This window comes from Runella sp. MFBS21, from assembly GCF_029433105.1.
Taxonomy (GTDB): Bacteria; Bacteroidota; Bacteroidia; order Cytophagales; family Spirosomataceae; genus Runella.
In genome coordinates, this window is sequence record NZ_JARNTW010000003.1 from 148,156 (window position 1) to 163,836 (window position 15,681).

20 protein-coding genes are annotated in these 15,681 nt (G+C 40.8%); 6 read left to right on the forward strand and 14 right to left on the reverse strand.

The genetic code is table 11. The annotated features are described in order from the left end of the window. Positions 1-84: 84 nt before the first annotated feature. The 5 genes from P1X15_RS07945 to P1X15_RS07965 all read right to left on the reverse strand — a co-directional run bounded on the left by P1X15_RS07945 (position 85) and on the right by P1X15_RS07965 (position 5,445). Positions 85-1,332: a lipopolysaccharide assembly protein LapB gene (locus tag P1X15_RS07945; protein ID WP_277337613.1), complete on the reverse strand. Its 1,248-nt coding sequence runs from the start codon at positions 1,330-1,332 to the stop codon at positions 85-87. 105 nt (positions 1,333-1,437) lie between these two features. Continuing rightward, complete coding sequence (locus P1X15_RS07950) at positions 1,438-2,319, reverse strand: class I SAM-dependent methyltransferase (protein ID WP_277337614.1); 882 nt, start codon at positions 2,317-2,319, stop codon at positions 1,438-1,440. Between the two features lie 73 nt (positions 2,320-2,392). Beyond that, positions 2,393-4,033 (reverse strand): hypothetical protein, encoded by a 1,641-nt coding sequence (locus P1X15_RS07955; protein ID WP_277337615.1) that lies wholly within the window; start codon positions 4,031-4,033, stop codon positions 2,393-2,395. Beyond that, a complete protein-coding gene (locus P1X15_RS07960; protein ID WP_277337616.1) occupies positions 4,014-4,436 on the reverse strand; it encodes an EVE domain-containing protein in 423 nt (140 codons plus the stop codon). Before P1X15_RS07960 ends, P1X15_RS07955 begins: the two co-directional genes overlap by 20 nt. 82 nt (positions 4,437-4,518) lie before the next feature. Further along, positions 4,519-5,445 carry an ROK family protein gene (locus P1X15_RS07965; RefSeq protein ID WP_277337617.1) on the reverse strand — a complete coding sequence of 309 codons (927 nt, stop codon included), beginning with the start codon at positions 5,443-5,445 and terminating at the stop codon, positions 4,519-4,521. Positions 5,446-5,627: 182 nt separating this feature from the next. Between P1X15_RS07965 and P1X15_RS07970 the strand changes: the two genes are divergently transcribed. Beyond that, positions 5,628-6,095: a redoxin domain-containing protein gene (locus P1X15_RS07970; RefSeq protein ID WP_277337618.1), complete on the forward strand. Its 468-nt coding sequence runs from the start codon at positions 5,628-5,630 to the stop codon at positions 6,093-6,095. A 147-nt stretch (positions 6,096-6,242) separates the two neighbouring features. Next, complete coding sequence (locus tag P1X15_RS07975) at positions 6,243-6,839, forward strand: TetR/AcrR family transcriptional regulator (RefSeq protein WP_277337619.1); 597 nt, start codon at positions 6,243-6,245, stop codon at positions 6,837-6,839. 72 nt (positions 6,840-6,911) lie between these two features. Here P1X15_RS07975 and P1X15_RS07980 read toward each other — a convergent pair whose 3' ends face one another. The 5 genes from P1X15_RS07980 to P1X15_RS08000 form a co-directional block, all read right to left on the reverse strand. Beyond that, positions 6,912-7,610, reverse strand: coding sequence for a DUF1003 domain-containing protein (locus tag P1X15_RS07980; RefSeq protein WP_277337620.1), 699 nt, complete (start codon positions 7,608-7,610; stop codon positions 6,912-6,914). A 51-nt stretch (positions 7,611-7,661) separates the two neighbouring features. Then, complete coding sequence (locus P1X15_RS07985) at positions 7,662-8,039, reverse strand: VOC family protein (protein ID WP_277337621.1); 378 nt, start codon at positions 8,037-8,039, stop codon at positions 7,662-7,664. A gap of 159 nt (positions 8,040-8,198) precedes the next feature. Beyond that, entirely contained in the window at positions 8,199-9,014 is an 816-nt protein-coding gene (locus tag P1X15_RS07990; RefSeq protein ID WP_277337622.1) for a helix-turn-helix domain-containing protein, read from the reverse strand. Positions 9,015-9,222: 208 nt separating this feature from the next. Next, entirely contained in the window at positions 9,223-10,107 is an 885-nt protein-coding gene (locus P1X15_RS07995; protein ID WP_277337623.1) for a pirin family protein, read from the reverse strand. Between the two features lie 26 nt (positions 10,108-10,133). Then, on the reverse strand, positions 10,134-10,511 hold the full coding sequence (locus P1X15_RS08000) for a DoxX family protein (RefSeq protein ID WP_277337624.1): 378 nt from the start codon (positions 10,509-10,511) through the stop codon (positions 10,134-10,136). 99 nt (positions 10,512-10,610) lie between these two features. Here P1X15_RS08000 and P1X15_RS08005 point away from each other — a divergent pair, with 99 nt between their 5' ends. Then, the gene (locus P1X15_RS08005; RefSeq protein WP_277337625.1) at positions 10,611-10,973 is read left to right on the forward strand and encodes a helix-turn-helix domain-containing protein; all 363 of its coding nucleotides are present in this window, start codon (positions 10,611-10,613) and stop codon (positions 10,971-10,973) included. Positions 10,974-10,976: 3 nt separating this feature from the next. On the opposite strand, the gene P1X15_RS08010 is transcribed toward P1X15_RS08005, so the two are convergent. Together P1X15_RS08010 and bla are read right to left on the reverse strand one after the other, a co-directional pair. Continuing rightward, a complete protein-coding gene (locus tag P1X15_RS08010; RefSeq protein ID WP_277337626.1) occupies positions 10,977-11,345 on the reverse strand; it encodes a low molecular weight protein tyrosine phosphatase family protein in 369 nt (122 codons plus the stop codon). 12 nt (positions 11,346-11,357) lie between these two features. Continuing rightward, positions 11,358-12,290, reverse strand: coding sequence for a class A beta-lactamase, subclass A2 (gene bla / locus P1X15_RS08015; RefSeq protein ID WP_409049676.1), 933 nt, complete (start codon positions 12,288-12,290; stop codon positions 11,358-11,360). A gap of 128 nt (positions 12,291-12,418) precedes the next feature. Between bla and P1X15_RS08020 the strand changes: the two genes are divergently transcribed. After that, on the forward strand, positions 12,419-12,919 hold the full coding sequence (locus P1X15_RS08020; protein WP_277337628.1) for a DinB family protein: 501 nt from the start codon (positions 12,419-12,421) through the stop codon (positions 12,917-12,919). 79 nt (positions 12,920-12,998) lie between these two features. Continuing rightward, positions 12,999-13,616 (forward strand): Crp/Fnr family transcriptional regulator, encoded by a 618-nt coding sequence (locus tag P1X15_RS08025; RefSeq protein ID WP_277337629.1) that lies wholly within the window; start codon positions 12,999-13,001, stop codon positions 13,614-13,616. On the opposite strand, the gene P1X15_RS08030 is transcribed toward P1X15_RS08025, so the two are convergent. Then, positions 13,608-14,297 carry a DUF4386 domain-containing protein gene (locus P1X15_RS08030; protein ID WP_277337630.1) on the reverse strand — a complete coding sequence of 230 codons (690 nt, stop codon included), beginning with the start codon at positions 14,295-14,297 and terminating at the stop codon, positions 13,608-13,610. The two genes, P1X15_RS08025 and P1X15_RS08030, sit on opposite strands and share 9 nt — an antisense overlap. A 95-nt stretch (positions 14,298-14,392) precedes the next feature. Here P1X15_RS08030 and P1X15_RS08035 point away from each other — a divergent pair, with 95 nt between their 5' ends. Beyond that, a complete protein-coding gene (locus tag P1X15_RS08035; protein WP_277337631.1) occupies positions 14,393-14,971 on the forward strand; it encodes a Crp/Fnr family transcriptional regulator in 579 nt (192 codons plus the stop codon). Here the strand turns inward: P1X15_RS08035 and P1X15_RS08040 are convergent. Further along, positions 14,955-15,602: a DUF4386 domain-containing protein gene (locus P1X15_RS08040; protein WP_277337632.1), complete on the reverse strand. Its 648-nt coding sequence runs from the start codon at positions 15,600-15,602 to the stop codon at positions 14,955-14,957. The genes P1X15_RS08035 and P1X15_RS08040 overlap by 17 nt on opposite strands. Between the last annotated feature and the right edge of the window lie 79 nt (positions 15,603-15,681).

The window sequence follows — 15,681 nt, forward strand, 5'->3', positions numbered from 1 at the left end:
AAATAATAAGCACCGCATGGCGGCTAAAAATTTTCGCAAAATTGGGATTTTTATACCTTACTGCCAACATTCCGCAAGCTCAATCTACGGCTTAATCTTCAAATTCCGTGCCGTATCAATCTTGGTTTTGATTTCTAAACGAGGCGTGAGTACTTGAAGCGGGATGCGTTCGGGATCAAGAGGACGCTCTTGGGTTGGCGAAGACTCCTCTTCCGACTCCGTAGCTACTTCGGGAGCTGCTGGCGGCAGCGTACCATAGGTATCCAAATAATATTTACGTTGCTGAGCGCGATACAACCTTCCTTTTGAACGCCAATCGCTAGGGTCAACTTCTGCCGCAAGTCCATACTGCTCCACCGCTCCTTCCAAATTACCCATCCGGTCGTAAGCAGTGCCTAACATAAAGTTTACTTGTGGGTATTTGGGATTATATCTGATTACTTTTTGAAAACTTTTTACTGCTTGAGGCAAGCTATTCCACTTAAGATAAATAGCTCCTGCCTGAAAATCAGCCACATAATTGGTGGAGTCAAAAATGATGGCTTTCCGAAAGCATATCAAGGCACTATCTAGTCTTTTTTGATTAGCATAACTCAACCCTCTGGTATAATGCAAAGCCGACTCCCTAGGAAAATACTTTAAGCCTTGGCTGTTGATATAGCGCGCTTGTTCATAATCCCGCAGACGAGTATGAATACTCGTAAGCTCAATATAAGCCGGAGCAAAACGGGGTTTTAGTTCTAATGCTTTCTGCATCAAAGCAATCGCAGAAAGTGTATCTCCTTGACTTGCGTCCAACATACCATTGTAAAAATAGGCTTCTCCTTCATAGGGAGCCATCTGCAATGCTTTGGCTAGGTATAATTTTGCTTGGCGGTATTGCTTTTTTTGTTGGGTCAAATCTCCCAATAGTATATACAACTCAGGCGTATCTTGCTGCAATACCTCAGCGCGGCGGGCGGCAGCTAAAGACTCGTCATACCGCTTCAATTGACGTAATATCCGTGCTTTAGTCAACAAATATAATCCATTGCTAGGACTAATATCAAGCGCCTCATTGACATCTTCCAAGGCAGCGGAAAAATTGCGTAGCACCATATACAGCTCCCCTCTTTTATGAAAATTGGCAGCTGAGCGTGGGTTACGTCTAATGATATTATCCAAATACTCCACCCCGATTTTAGCACGTTTTACTTCATCGTCGGAGGGAGACGGAGGAATACGCGTTTGCTGTCGGGCATCGCTGCTACACCCCCATAAACCAATCAATAGACCAATACCCAATAAAAACGAAAACCCTTTCAATGTGTTGAACTCAAATGATTTTAGCACAAATTTCGAGAAAGTTTCGACCAAATCACAAGTAAATACGCTAATTAAAAATTAGGCAAGCACTTCTCTCTGTGCTATTATTTCCATTATTTAATCATAGCTTCGCTATATACTCGCAAAACGATAAAAAATTCCTAGAGGCAATTTACGTCCAAAGTGATCAGGCAAGTATAGTTCTCCCATTTCGGCATTTGGTATTTTTCCAAATCGGTCTAAAACCAGATTTTCGGCCATTAAGGCTGAAAATCCCAGGGAGTAAAGATTCAAAATAAACACAAAATTCTGTTTATCAAGCAATTCGGCACAAGACTTAAGCAATTCATTGAGCTGTTCTTCAAGTACCCACTTCTCCCCAGCCGGGCCACGTCCATAGGCCGGCGGATCAAGGATGATACAATGATAGGTTTTTCCACGCCTTACTTCGCGTTGTACAAATTTAAAGGCATCTTCGACCATCCAGCGGATATTGTCGGCCCCGCTTGCTTCCATATTTTCGCGAGCCCACGTGACCACAGGCTTTACAGAATCTACGTGCGTCACGTCTGCACCTGCTTGTCGTGCCGCCACTGAAGCAGCACCCGTATAAGCAAAGAGATTCAAAACAGTAGGACGCTCAACGGACAAGCTACTCAGTTTTTGGGCTAAATAATCCCAGTTGGCGGCTTGTTCGGGAAAAATACCCACGTGCTTGAAAGCAGTCAGCGAGCATTTCAGTTTCAAATCTAGTTGCTGATGACGATAGCTTGTCCACCATTTTTCGGGCATTCCAGGAGTGAGTTGCCACTCTCCACGCTCGGGAGAGTTTTTTTCTCTTACAAAAGTTGCTTGCGCTCTTTTTTTCCATTCTTGCTCCGACAAAGACTTATCCCAAATCGCCTGAGGTTCCGGTCGGGCAAGTACATAAGCCCCAAATCTTTCTAATTTCTCAAAATTACCGCTGTCTATCAGTTCGTATTCTTTCCAGTGGAGAGGAGTGAGTAATTGCATATGTATAAATAAAAGTCCCTATTTTGTAGCAAACTTAAACTACAAAATAGGGACTTCGCAATAGAATCAGAAATTAAAAAGAAATTTTGTTCATATAAAATACATTCCGACGCCCATCGTCTCCAGTGATGCGTTGATAGCCAAAGGCCAAGTAGTAATTATCGTACCAATACAACACCTCATCGGTGGTAGTCTGACGCACACGGTCTCCCATATCGGCAGTCAAGATAGGAATAGGCTGACGGTCGGCTAATACTTTATTTCCTTCAAACACTTTGGCTTTGATAGCACCTTTGTTACTATAAAGCATTTCTATGGTTTGATCAGGATTAGGCTTCACCCGGATTTTTTCTTTTAGTTCCATACTACGCACGTTATCAAACGGCAAAGAATTATCCCAAAGCAGCTCTCCTTTGGGGTTGAAACCTGCCACGATTGCATGGGTATAAACAAACCCATTAAATACTTGACCGTTGTTCATACGACGGGAGCCAAACCAAGGATCCCAATAGTAAGGATTCCATAAGCCATAAGACGGAAACATACCAAACCCGCCCCATCCCAAAGGCGACATCATGGGTGAGCCCCACCACGAACTCATCCCATAAGGCCCGTTCATGTTGTTGCGATATTCGGGATAAAACACTTCGCCAGAGATAAGATAATTGCCGTTTTGCTCAATGATATCATGTACTAACAAGCGATAGTTTAGTTTTACGTCTGTTCCACTTTCTTTTTTGCGTTCGATTTTGCGCTGCATTCTTTCTTGCTCGCGCTCACTCATAAAATTGAAAAAGTTTTTGAAATCCGTAAAACTATGGTATTGTGTAAAATCGACCTCATCATACACAATTTTACTCAAAAACAACCCCTGCGATGCGCTGTTGTTGTTGCCTTGCATATTGCGGAAGCCATAAGTACCAATCATCAATTTGGTCGAGTCGTTGAGCATAAAAAGGCGCCCATTGAGCAAAGAATAATCGGGGTCAGGATTCAATACAATTTGACCCACCGACTGACCATATTCATCAAAAGTGCGAGAAATAAGTTTGATTTCACGGCCTTTGCGAGCGGCATAGCAAACATTGACAAGGTGATGAGTAGTATCTACATCTACCGACTGAATCACCGTATTGGCTTGGGTGACTCCGGGCAAAACCTTACTCTGCTTAGAGGCCAAGTTGGTATAAAGTAACATAGGCTCGTCGCGTACCGTGCCTGCCATAAAAACAGAATAGCCCAGGGTTTGAAAATCGGTAATTTGAAACCGATCAACCGAGGTCAAGAAGAAAGTCTCCATAAACCCCGCCAAGCCTACTTTTACGACTTGGTAAAAGTCTGTACGATTGCGCGTAAACAATAAATAGACCGACTGACCGTCATAAGATGATTTGACGAAGTCGAGATTATCTTCAATAGTACCATTCAATGACCAATCTCTTTCAAGGTCAGGGTTGTATTTTTGAATATTAAAAGCGTTTTTGGCGATTTGCGACACCAAAACAACACCTTTATTGCCAAGCGAAATTGTGTGAAAAGCGGCATTGGTACCTTGAGTAGGAATCTCGGTCCTCTTGATAGTTTGGGCATTGGCAAAAAAACTTCCCAATAAAATTACCAACGTGCTCATAGCATGCCATAAGTAGGAGCTAAATAAAGGCATTAACCCTTGCCCTACTCCTGATTTTCGAACATTATTCATCTGTGTTTTCATCGTTGCTAAGACTTAAGATTAGGTCAAACTCTTCCGCTTGAATCGGCATGACCGACAAGCGAGATTGCCTAATTAACGCTATTTGTTGTAATCTATTATCTGCTTTTATTTGTTGCAAAGTCACTGGCTTCTTCAAAGGCTGCACTGGCACTAGCTCTACCACTACCCAGCGTGGGTCATCGATAGTAGGGTCAGGATAAGCTTCTATGGCTACCTCTGCAATACCCACTACGGCAAGCCCCTCATTGCTATGATAAAACAACACCCAATCGCCTTTTTTCATGGCTTTGAGGTTATTGCGTGCTTGATAATTTCTTACTCCATCCCATACACTTCTACCTGCTTTCACAAAATCGTCCCAACTATATACAAAAGGTTCTGACTTAACTAACCAATGATTCATTATTATGAATTTATACCTTATTGGGGTTTTTAGTGAGCTAAAAACCCCAATGTTAAATTTCCTTAAAATACTTTTTACAAAACTATTTGACCAACATTGCCGCCCCAAACACGCCTGCGCTATCTCCCAATTTAGGTCGTAGGATTTTAGTCTGCACACGACCACTGTTGAAAATATATTTTTTGGCTCTTTCTACACCTTCGGTATAAAGCAAATCAATATTGCCCACTCCTCCACCCAGCACAATGGCATCGGGGTCGAGAATATTCATCAGTACCGAAACTGCCTTGCCAAAATACTCTAGCATCCTGTCGATAGTCTGCGTAGCAAAAGGGTCTGTACCATCATAATATCTCTCCACTATTTGCTTCATTTTCAGCTCTTTTCCACTTATTTGTGTATAGTACCTTTGCAAAGCTGGCCCCGACAATACTTGCTCAGTACACCCCTTTTTACCACAATAACAATCATAACCGTTGGGTTCGAGTTCATTATGTCCCCATTCTCCTCCAATACCTTGGGTTCCGTTCAAGACAAATGATTGACCATCGTTTCCTTTAATAACAACCCCACCCCCTACGCCTGTTCCCATAATGACGCCAAAAACACACTGATAGTTGGGAACCACCTCTGGCACCACTCCCATTGTAGCTTCGGCAAGGGCAAAACAATTGGCATCATTGGCGATTTCAACCGGAATGCCCAAAATTCCCATTAAGTCTTTTTTGAGGGGCATGTCATTGAGACAGGTAGTATTACAGTTTTTCATCAAGCCCGTAGAAGGTTCCACCGTACCTGGGGTACCAATCCCTACTTTTTCGGCTTTATGACCAGTCTCGGCTTCAAGCTCACGTATCAGTCTCACGATTTGATTGACAATATGCTGATACCCTTTATATGATTCAGTATCAATCCTTTTACGTATAATGACGGCATCAGGTGACGGGGATGCCAATATTACTCCCTCTATTTTGGTGCCTCCGAGGTCGATTCCCCAAATAGTCTGCATAATGATTTGAACGGATGTATGATTGTTAAACGAAATAATTAGCTTATTCCTGATAAAGAATACCTAGCTTCAAAACTCCTCTCTCTGGTTAATTTTTGGCATAATTACGAACATTTGCTGACTTATCAAGTTTTCAAGATGTATTTCTATTTTTGCAAAATAAAACCGAAAAATCTAACAATATGGCACTCCAAAAAGGCGATAAGGCTCCCTCATTTAAGCTTTATAATACCAATAAACAAGAAGTTTCTTTAGAAGACTTTGAAGGCAAAAACCTTATTATTCATTTTTTCCCAGCTGCATTTACGGGCGTATGTACCGCTCAGCTCTGCACCATGCGCGACAATATCGAGTACTATACTCGCCTCAATGCTGATGTAGTGGGTATATCAGTAGATATGCTTTTTTCGTTGGGAAAATTTAAGGATGAGCAAAACTATACTTTTGACCTCCTCTCTGATTTCAACAAGCAAACTATCCGAGATTATGGAGTCTATTTTGAAAACTTCGCTTTTGGCATGAAGGGTGTGGCAAGTCGTGCGGCTTTTGTGATTGATAAAGATGGAGTGATTCAATACGCAGAGGTACTAGACAGTCCCGCCAACTTACCAGACTTTCAGGCTATCAAGAGTACATTAGAAAGTCTTTAGAATATTGCTCTTACAACTTTCCCCCAAAAGCCCCTACCTAGGTAAACCTTGAGGGGCTTTTTTTAGTAAAATTTGGTTATTTGTAGCTTTTAATTTATGTTGTAAATAATTTTACATTGTTAAGTTACTTCTAATCCATAAAAATACATGGGAATCGTTGAACGTCGGGAACGCTTACGTAAGCAAGTTCGTACCGACATCCTCAAAACTGCCCGCGATATCGCCCGCGAAGAAGGTTGGCAAGCAGTATCTATTCGAAAAATAGCCGAAGTAATCGAATATAGTCCTCCTATCCTTTACGAATATTTTGACAATAAAGACAAGCTCTTAGAAACCATTCGTAATGAAGGTTTCAGTCATTTGCACAATGAGCTCACTCGCCTCAAAACCTTGTATCGTAGTCCTGAGAAGCTTCTAATCGAATTTGCACAAGTGCAGTGGAAATTTGCGATTGAGCAGCCCGAAGTATTTCAAGTAATGTTTAATATAGAAGGAGCCATGTGCCAGTCTAGACAAGCATTTCAGGTGGAGTTTGCTATGCTCAACAACCACCCTATCTGGGATGCTTTGGCGCACATTCGTCCTCGGTCGGCCGATGCCATCTCCAAAACCTTCTACGAATGGTGGTGTTTGACTTACGGTTTTTTGATGGTATCTCTCATCACTCAACCCAAAGCCAGCTTAGCTACTTTTGAACCTATTTTTATGGAGTCAGTAAGGCGTTTTGTGAGGGGGCTTGTATGACCAAACATTTACATCAATAGACTTTGATAGAAGTATGCCTCTAGGCAACGTTTTTGAACGTTGCCTAGGCTTTTATGACTCTTTGGTATTCAAACGCTTCATCAAATCTTCTAAGTAATCAATCTGAACTTCCTGTATTTCAAGCAATTTTCGATTTTGGTGTACCAGTAAGTGGTCCATTTTCTCACTCAGCAATTTGATTTCGAGCTCGGCTTTTAGATTGATTTTATAATCATGCTCAGCACGTTGTCGGTCTTTTTGCTCTTGTCGATTTTGACTCATCATAATGATTGGTGCTTGTATCGCTGCCAAACACGATAAAATCAAATTCAGCAGGATAAAGGGATAAGGATCGAAAGGCTTGGCCGCCAACACCCAAACGTTGATCAACATCCACAGCATGAGAAAAGAGAAGAAAGTGATAATAAACGTCCAACTTCCTCCAAATGTCGCAATCTTGTCCGCTAACCTCTGCCCGATAGTAAGTTGGGTGTCTATTTCATCTTGGATGTTTTCCGACAAAATGGCGTTTTCATTAATAGCCCTCATTACATCCAAATCTAGCACTGCCAACTCACCCCGTTCTTGTTCTACCAACTTCGTAAGGTAAGTACGTCGATAGTAATTCAGCTCGTCAATCGAAATATAGCTTTCGGGACTAAAGGCAGGATAGTCTTGCTGAATGTACTTAAATATACTATCTCGGATATCGCACCCTTTGACGGCCTCTGCCGCATCAATCGAGACATTGGAAATAACACTGATTGGCATATACTGCTTCTGTAATTTTCTGCGAAGGTATTACTTTTATTGCTCAATCAACTAATCCTGAGGAGAGTACTTTACGATATCTATTCCGATGCCATTGGGATCTTCGATAGCAAAATGCCGATCTCCCCAAGGTTCATCCCGAATATCAATTTTGATTTCTATCCCGTTATTTTTTAATTGATTATAAATTTTGTCAACATCCTCTACTTCAATGGTAAGATACATACCTTTTCCCATAAATGGTGCTTGAAACAAAGGTTGCTGAGTGGGATGATTTGGCAGCAAAAAGCTGATTTCGGCTTCTTTAGAGGGTGTATGAAGTAAGAGGTAAAATTCGTTTTCAAAACTTACTCCAAACCCTAATACTTGCGTATAAAAGACCTTGCTTTCTGCGAGTTTGTGCGTAACAATACCGGCGTTTAGTTTCATTTTGTTAGAGATGTTAGAAGTTCCGTTTTTTTGCGAATAAGCAATGTTTGATAGACAAACAAGTAAACAAATAGCCATTAAGTATCTCATCGTCAATAGGATTTTGATGACACAAAAGTCCCAAAATCCCTTGCTTTATCATTGTAAAAATCGGACAACTTACCTACCAAATGCTTTGCTCGGCGTCACTCCATAAAAATTTTTAAATTCCTTTATGAAATGAGCTTGGTCATAATAGCCTACGTCAAAAAAAAGCTTGTTTTGTCTCAAACTCTGAGAGGAAGGTTTGGCGCGTAAAATATGCTGAAACCGCACCACTTTACTAAACGTTTTGGGTGTATCACCAATATAAAACTCAAAAAGGCGCCGAAGCTGACGTGAACTTATCCCGGTATCTAAATCTGTCTCCACATCTAGTATCCCCTGCTTATCAAGAATAATCTGTATCGCATTGTAAAATCTAGTATCATGGTTAACACTGGCCTTTGAGACGATTTCAATAAAATACGCATCCAGTAAGTTTACGATTTGGGTGGGACTTTGTTCGGCATTCAAATGATTTTTAATGAAGTCTGAAACATCAGGAAGTACATGGTCTAATGACTCAAATTTATTGCTAAGTTCTTTGGCGTTTATTTTGAATAATTGCGGAAACATACTGGGCAAAAACCGAACCCCCACATAATTGAAAGAATGAGGAAGTGCAAACTCCGTAAACTGTTTGCAAAAACCCATCACAAAACTTTCGTGCGATTGATGTGCCTCAAAGAATATATCAATACACCCATCCGAAACCACTCGGTAATTGAACTGCTCCGATAGTGGATGAGCGGTTTGGAGCTGCCAATAGCAATAAATATAGGGTCGTAGCTCAGGTGCTGGCAAAAACTCACGATAAATAACATTTTCGGCCGATTGCCTGACCGTCGGCTGAATAGGCGTGTACAAATCTCTTATGCTGATTGATTTACCCAAAATATACTTCGTTTTGCATCGCCAAAGATAAACATAAACACGAGTCATCCGAAGGAGGTTGTATGGCAATACCTATCATGACAATCATAAAAATACCTTCTGATTAGGTTTGAGAATCTGCAAACACTCAAATACAAATCAGAAGGTATTATTGATGAATCACCTAACTTCGAGAAGATTCATGTTTCTGGTTCACAACCATCTATTTCTACACTATGGTTTCCTTGTGGGTGGTAGTGTGTTTGATTTTGCTATTTTGTGGCAAATGATTCAAATGGGGCATTTTACCCTGGCGATATTCCTGATAAAGTCTTCTGATATCGTCTTGAGAATCACCAATAAACGGTCCATGACTTACTACCGCAGCCCGCTGCGGTTCACCCGCATATACTATAAATCGTGCCCCTTCATCACCTGCTTTGAAGCTTACTTGGGTCTCCTCAGATGGTACTGAAGGTAGTTCTAGCCAAGCCGATTGACCTTGCACGATTTTTTTATCTCCTATCCATACAGCGCCTTCCACCACATAAATAAAGCCGTTGTAAGAAGCAGGAAGCCCCTGAATAGCCTCACTTTGAACACCTAATTTAAAATCCACCAATGTAAAAGGGGTATAATTTTTTAAAGGTGAAGTAAGGCCATTGCTTGTGCCGCTATAAACCCTAATTTCATCATTACCATTGTTGAAAGTAGGTACATCTTCCACCAAAATTTGTTGCCAACGAGGCTCGGCCCAACGCTTATCTGGCGGTAGCACCAGCCACAATTGCAAGATGTGCATTTTGGTTTTGGCCGTGATTTCTTCCGTATGAATGATACCTTTACCCGCAGTCATTAATTCCAAACTCCCTGTTTTCCATTCCCTTCCGTCACCTTGCAATACCAAAGTTACCGTTTCAAAGCCTGCGTGAGGATGGGCACCACCCACTGGTGCGCCACCTGGCAAATCAAGGCGATCGTCCATGAGGAGAATAAAGGGATCGGTTTGGGCAAATTGAGTGCCATCAATAACCGCCGCTGCAGTATGGCCTATTCCCAGAAATCCTTGATGTAAAGGACTGCTGACAATTTTAGTTATTTTACGCTGTTTCATGTCTGAATTGATTTTAAATTGAATTTTTATGCTTCTGTGGTTTTAAACAACCGCTGTTTTAACTCTGGAAAACGTAACACAATCGTAATCCAGACCAACACCTGTATCACCACTGCCATCATAATAGACTGCTGATGCTGAAGGTGGGTGGCTATTGCTCCTCCCATATACGCAATCAACAGCAAAGAACCTAATACTCCTGTACGAGGAATAACAAAAAGTGTGAGCGAAATAATCTCGACAATCCCAATGATTCGATAAGTACTTGCATCTATTCCCGTAGATGCTGCTTGCGCCAATGCAGCTTCATTTTGTGTGAGTTTTAAGTAAGCACTAAACGTAAAAAGTAATGCTAAACCTAGGGTCAAAACCCAACCTATTGTTTTGGTGATTTTCTGTGACATCTTCAATTATTTTTTTGATTACGTTGCAAAATTACATCCACATGTTATACTTTTGTAATCTGTTACAAAAAGGATACCGATTACAAAAAGAATACCACTATGGAGATTAAAGAAGAATATATCACAGAAAATAAAACCGAATGCAAAAGAGCTATTTTGGCAGTAAGAGATACGCTAGATGTAGTAGGAGGAAAATGGAAGCTAGTACTATTGACAATCTTAATGAGAGGTAAAAGGAGGTTTAGAGAGCTTTCTAGAGAAGCCGGCATCTCTCCACGGATTTTGTCGAAGGAATTGCAAGAGTTAGAAATGAATGGGCTGATAAGCCGAACCGTATGTGACACTAAGCCTATTACGGTAGAGTACGACGTCACGCCTTATAGCGAGACGTTACATGAAGTGCTTGACGCCCTCAATCGCTGGGGAGTGCAGCATCGTCATAAAATCATTAATACACCCTAAACCCTAGCTGCCAAGCAATCCCCGCTCATACACTTCTTCCACTTTTTCTTTTAAAAGTGTGATGAGCTCAGGCTCCATAAAATCGTACTCATCAGGAATGTACAAACACACAATTTTCTTATTTTGATAAATCTCTGGGAATCGCTGCCGTATGTAGTTTCTATGGTGTCTTTCCATTACTATAATGCTATCTGCCCAACTCAGTATATCCCTAGAAATCACTGTTTTGGCTGTTTTGTCAGTTCCTGCTGATTTCACTTCAAAACGCAAATCATTTTCATAGATTTTATGGGCAGTAGCACTCCTCATTTTGTTGATTGTACAAACAAAAAGCAGATTCAGCTTTTTGCTTGGTTGTAGCATGGTAGACATACATTTGAATGGTTATTTCGACTTTTCGTTGAAATAATCCCAAGCAGCTTTTGCGATATCGGCCACAATCTTCTCATTGGTTTCTGCATTTTCTTTAGAGTCAGTCACAAAAACACTAATGAAAAAGTGGCGCCCATTGGGTAAAAATACAATCCCTATATCGTTTACAGCCGCCGTAATTCCTTTGTTAGTACCTGACGAACCTGTTTTGTGAGCCACTACCGTATTGGGCGGCAACGCTCCTTTTAGTCTTTTAGCGCCAGTAGTGGTTTCTCGCATTACTCGCCAGATAAAATCATGGCTTTTGGCCGAAAGAAACTTTTTCTTATTGTAGTAAAAAGCCGAAAGTACTTCATTGGCAGCTTTGGGCGTTGTCCAGTTTTGGAACTGTAGCTCCCAATTGCCTTGCTGTTGTTCTTCGTTAAATTTAATGGAAATATCTTTAAAGTTGTGTTGAATAAAATACTCCTCCACGACCTTGGGTCCACCCAAAAGTCGAAGCAAAACCTCACAGCCCACATTGTCGCTTGAAGCGACGGTCGATTCTAAAATTTCGGCAATCGACAAAGTAGCTCCGTTGGGGTATTTATCTCGTATAGGACTGTAAAGATCTGGCAACAAATCTTTTTTCTGAATTTCGATTTTTTGATCGAGCGAAAGTTTCCCTTTATCTACCTGCGACAATACCACCAAACCAATGTGTAACTTAAAAACACTTTGTAAAGGATAATGCCGATGAGCATTGATAGAGAGCGTATCTTTGCCATTGTTTCCACTGATCGCCACTCCTACCACGGCATTTTTGGTCGCTATTATTTTATTAATTTTCTGATGCAAATCGTTGGTTGTCTGCCCGATAACTTGGCCAATCATTACGAAAAACAGAAGAATAGACAGACTGATTAGTTTGTTCATTTTTTTAGATTGTCTTTGAAGAAAACACATAATACCCTGTTTGGAAGTGTGGGGTGGCAAATTATTGAAGAAATCTTGAACCACAAGCAAAAAACCGAACATAATTTACCATTTTGCTAAGTAGTCAAAAATACCGTTTTTAAGCACTCATTTACAAAATGGAAAATCCACTAAAAGAAATCATCTGGAATCAATTTGGTGCAAGCATCGAAATGCTCGAAAACGCTATCCTTCTGTGTCCAGAAGAAGAATGGAACACCGATAAACTCTTTTGGTATCAGGCTTTTCATTGTTTATTTTTCTTGGATTATTATCTCACTCTTGAGCCTTCTTCCTTTATACCTCCCACCCCGTTTACTTTGTCCGAGTTTGAAGATACGCTTCCTGAAAGAGTATATACGAAGGAAGAACTGATAACTTATTTAGAGTTTTGTAAAACCAAATGCCGCGACCTAATCACCAGTATGACTGACCAAATCGCCCATAGTCATTGGACAAATCAATCCAAAACGATGAGCTATCCTGTGGTTGAGATTTTGCTTTATAATATGCGTCATGTACAACACCACGCTGCTCAACTCAACTTACTATTGCGACAAACAATTAATAACGCTCCCGATTGGGTTTTTCGAGCCAGCAGCTCTTTAGTGAAGAGTTAGTGTTTCACAATTCAGTCCATTGTATCTTTTGTGGTTTATGATTACTTTCATCAAACATTTTTAAAAATGTAGTAGCCTTATGAATTTTACCCTAAATATTGAGCCAACTGAGGTGAATGTGAGACAAGAAGTGCTTCGTTTTGTCTCACAATTTGACAGCTTAACACCTGAGGAAGCAGAAGATATTGCGGCGCATCTGAAAGCAAAAGCCTTCAAAAAAGGACAAATACTGGTAAAAGAAGGAGATATTACTCGCGAATGTTACTTCGTCCTAAGGGGGTGCTTGAGGCAATATGTGATTGTAGATGGAGATGAAAAAACCACCGAATTTTATACCGAAAATCAAGCGGCGGTACTTTTTAGCAGCTATACATCTCAAAGTAAATCAACAAGTTATCTAACGTCCATTGAAAATTCGATTGTGATTGTAGGCACTCCAAGCGAAGAAGATAATATGTATCAAAAATTTCCAAAACTTGCCAACATCACTCGCATGATGTTGGAACAAGACTTTGGGCAAATCCAAAACAAGCTTACGCATTTTATCATAAGCTCTCCCGAAGAACGTTACCAGCACTTACTAAGCCACCGCCCCGATTTACTTCAACGAGTTCCGCAGCACCAGTTAGCTAGTTATTTAGGAATCACGCCCGAATCGCTCAGCCGTATCAGAAAAAGGATTCTAAAATCAAGCTAACGAAATGTTTTGCCTTCCTTTCCACAAAAACCAAGCCGCAAGACCCAACTCTCCTGCTGCCATCGGCAGGCTCAAAATAGCCTCTACCGTACTTCTGATACTCTGATAATCTTCCAAAAGCAAGTTGGCGGTATTGCTAGCTAAATAACATCCACCCGCCACTAACGCCAAAATCCCCAGCGTTTTGGGAAGTGCTTTGGTCTTCAAGGCTAAATACCCCAAAAGACAAAGATGCACCCCAAAAACAATCAGCGACAAAGACCACATTTCCAGAAATCCATTCAAGGCGCTATCGATAAGCATTTCATTTTGAGGATTATACTTCTGAAATTGTAGTACCATCACTGGGTTTTGGAGCGAAACCCCAAGCAACGCCGCATAGATGAGTCGCATCCAAGCCGTCAGTAAACACAAAGATTCGTCAATATCTTTGAAAAAAATATAGATTGACCATGCTACAATAACATCCAAAATCAAAATCACCACAAACAAAAAAATGAACAATCGAAAGAGCGGTTGGGAGTGATTGAGATTGACAAGCGTGGCCGAGCTATTGTTGGCTACATAGATATTTTGAAAGGCATATCCATAGGCAGTTCCCGCAAAAATTGCCATTGTTAGGAGAGATACGCCCATGACAAAAGCCATTTTTCGATGCAGTGGAGAGGTTAGTGTTTTCATGAGTTGTTTGTTAAATTTGAACGCACAAAACTACTTCACTCTCCATGCTTAAATCGTTGACTTAAGATAAGAAATATCACTATCCAAAAATTATCATGCAGCAAAAACTTATTACTTATTTTTCAGAAATCATGCCCCTCACTGCCGACGAAATCGAAGCTATAGTGGAGAGCATGACGATTAGAAGCTATCAGAAAGGCGACATTCTACTTGCAGAGGGACAAGTGTCTATGGAATGTTATTTTATATTGGAAGGTTGTGTCAGGCAGTATTATCTTATTGATGGAGAAGAAAAAACTACTCAATTTTTCACCGAAAACGATTGGGTAGTTTCCTTCAATAGTTTCACCCAGAAGATTCCTTCAAATCATTATCTTGTTTGCAACGAAGATACCACTCTTGTAGTAGGCAATGAAGATAAAGAGAACGCACTCTATCAACGTTTTCCAAAATTTGAATCCATTTCTCGCAACATTATGGGAAATGTGTACGGTCAGCAGCAAGAACTCACAGCCTCGTACGTAACCGATACACCAGAACAACGTTACCTCAAATTGCTAGAGTTACGTCCCAACTTACTACAACGAATCCCCCAATACCAGTTGGCTAGTTATATTGGCGTAAAGCCAGAATCACTCAGCAGAATTAGACGGCGAATCATGCAAAGGCATTGATTTTGTCAAAAGATAAACCTTTTAGGCAGAGCCATATACCAAAAGCAACTTCAAACAAGCCTCCAGGTAACGACATAATAAGCCCAATTGGATACCCAAACAATTCGAAAATAGCCCCTAAAGCTAGCCCCAAATACCCTACAAGTCCCCAAATTGCGAGAAAGGTAGGCACCCATTTGAGCTTCCAAAGCGTATAGCAAAACCCTATACTGCCTACCCCTAAGGTCAGCATGGCAAGTTGATAAGCCCAAAAATTTGATTTCTGTGCTACCATTACTATCAGCTGCGCCGCATCTACCTTAGGATGAGATTGTTCCAATCCCGCTACGCTCAATAGGCTTATCATTCCTACTGCTAGCATGAGCGCTTCAAACAAACGGGCACACAAATATCCCAGAGCAATTCGCTTATTGTAGATTTCTAAGTACGGATAAATCACAACTGCCAGCACCACTACTGCCATTGAATTTCCAAATGAGAGTAATATACCTAAGCCTAGGTTAAGTCTATCCAAAGCCGTGGAAGAACTATCTAATGTCGACGAAATGAGGGTATTCCCTACGCCATACAAAACCATAGCTGCTAAAAACAAGCCTCCTATCCAACGTACATTTTTTTGGTTTACTTCCATTACAAGTTGTATTTTTGATAACATCAGTCAAAAGTATCCCTACGTTTTCCCAATTTCATTGACAATTGTTAAGAAAGCA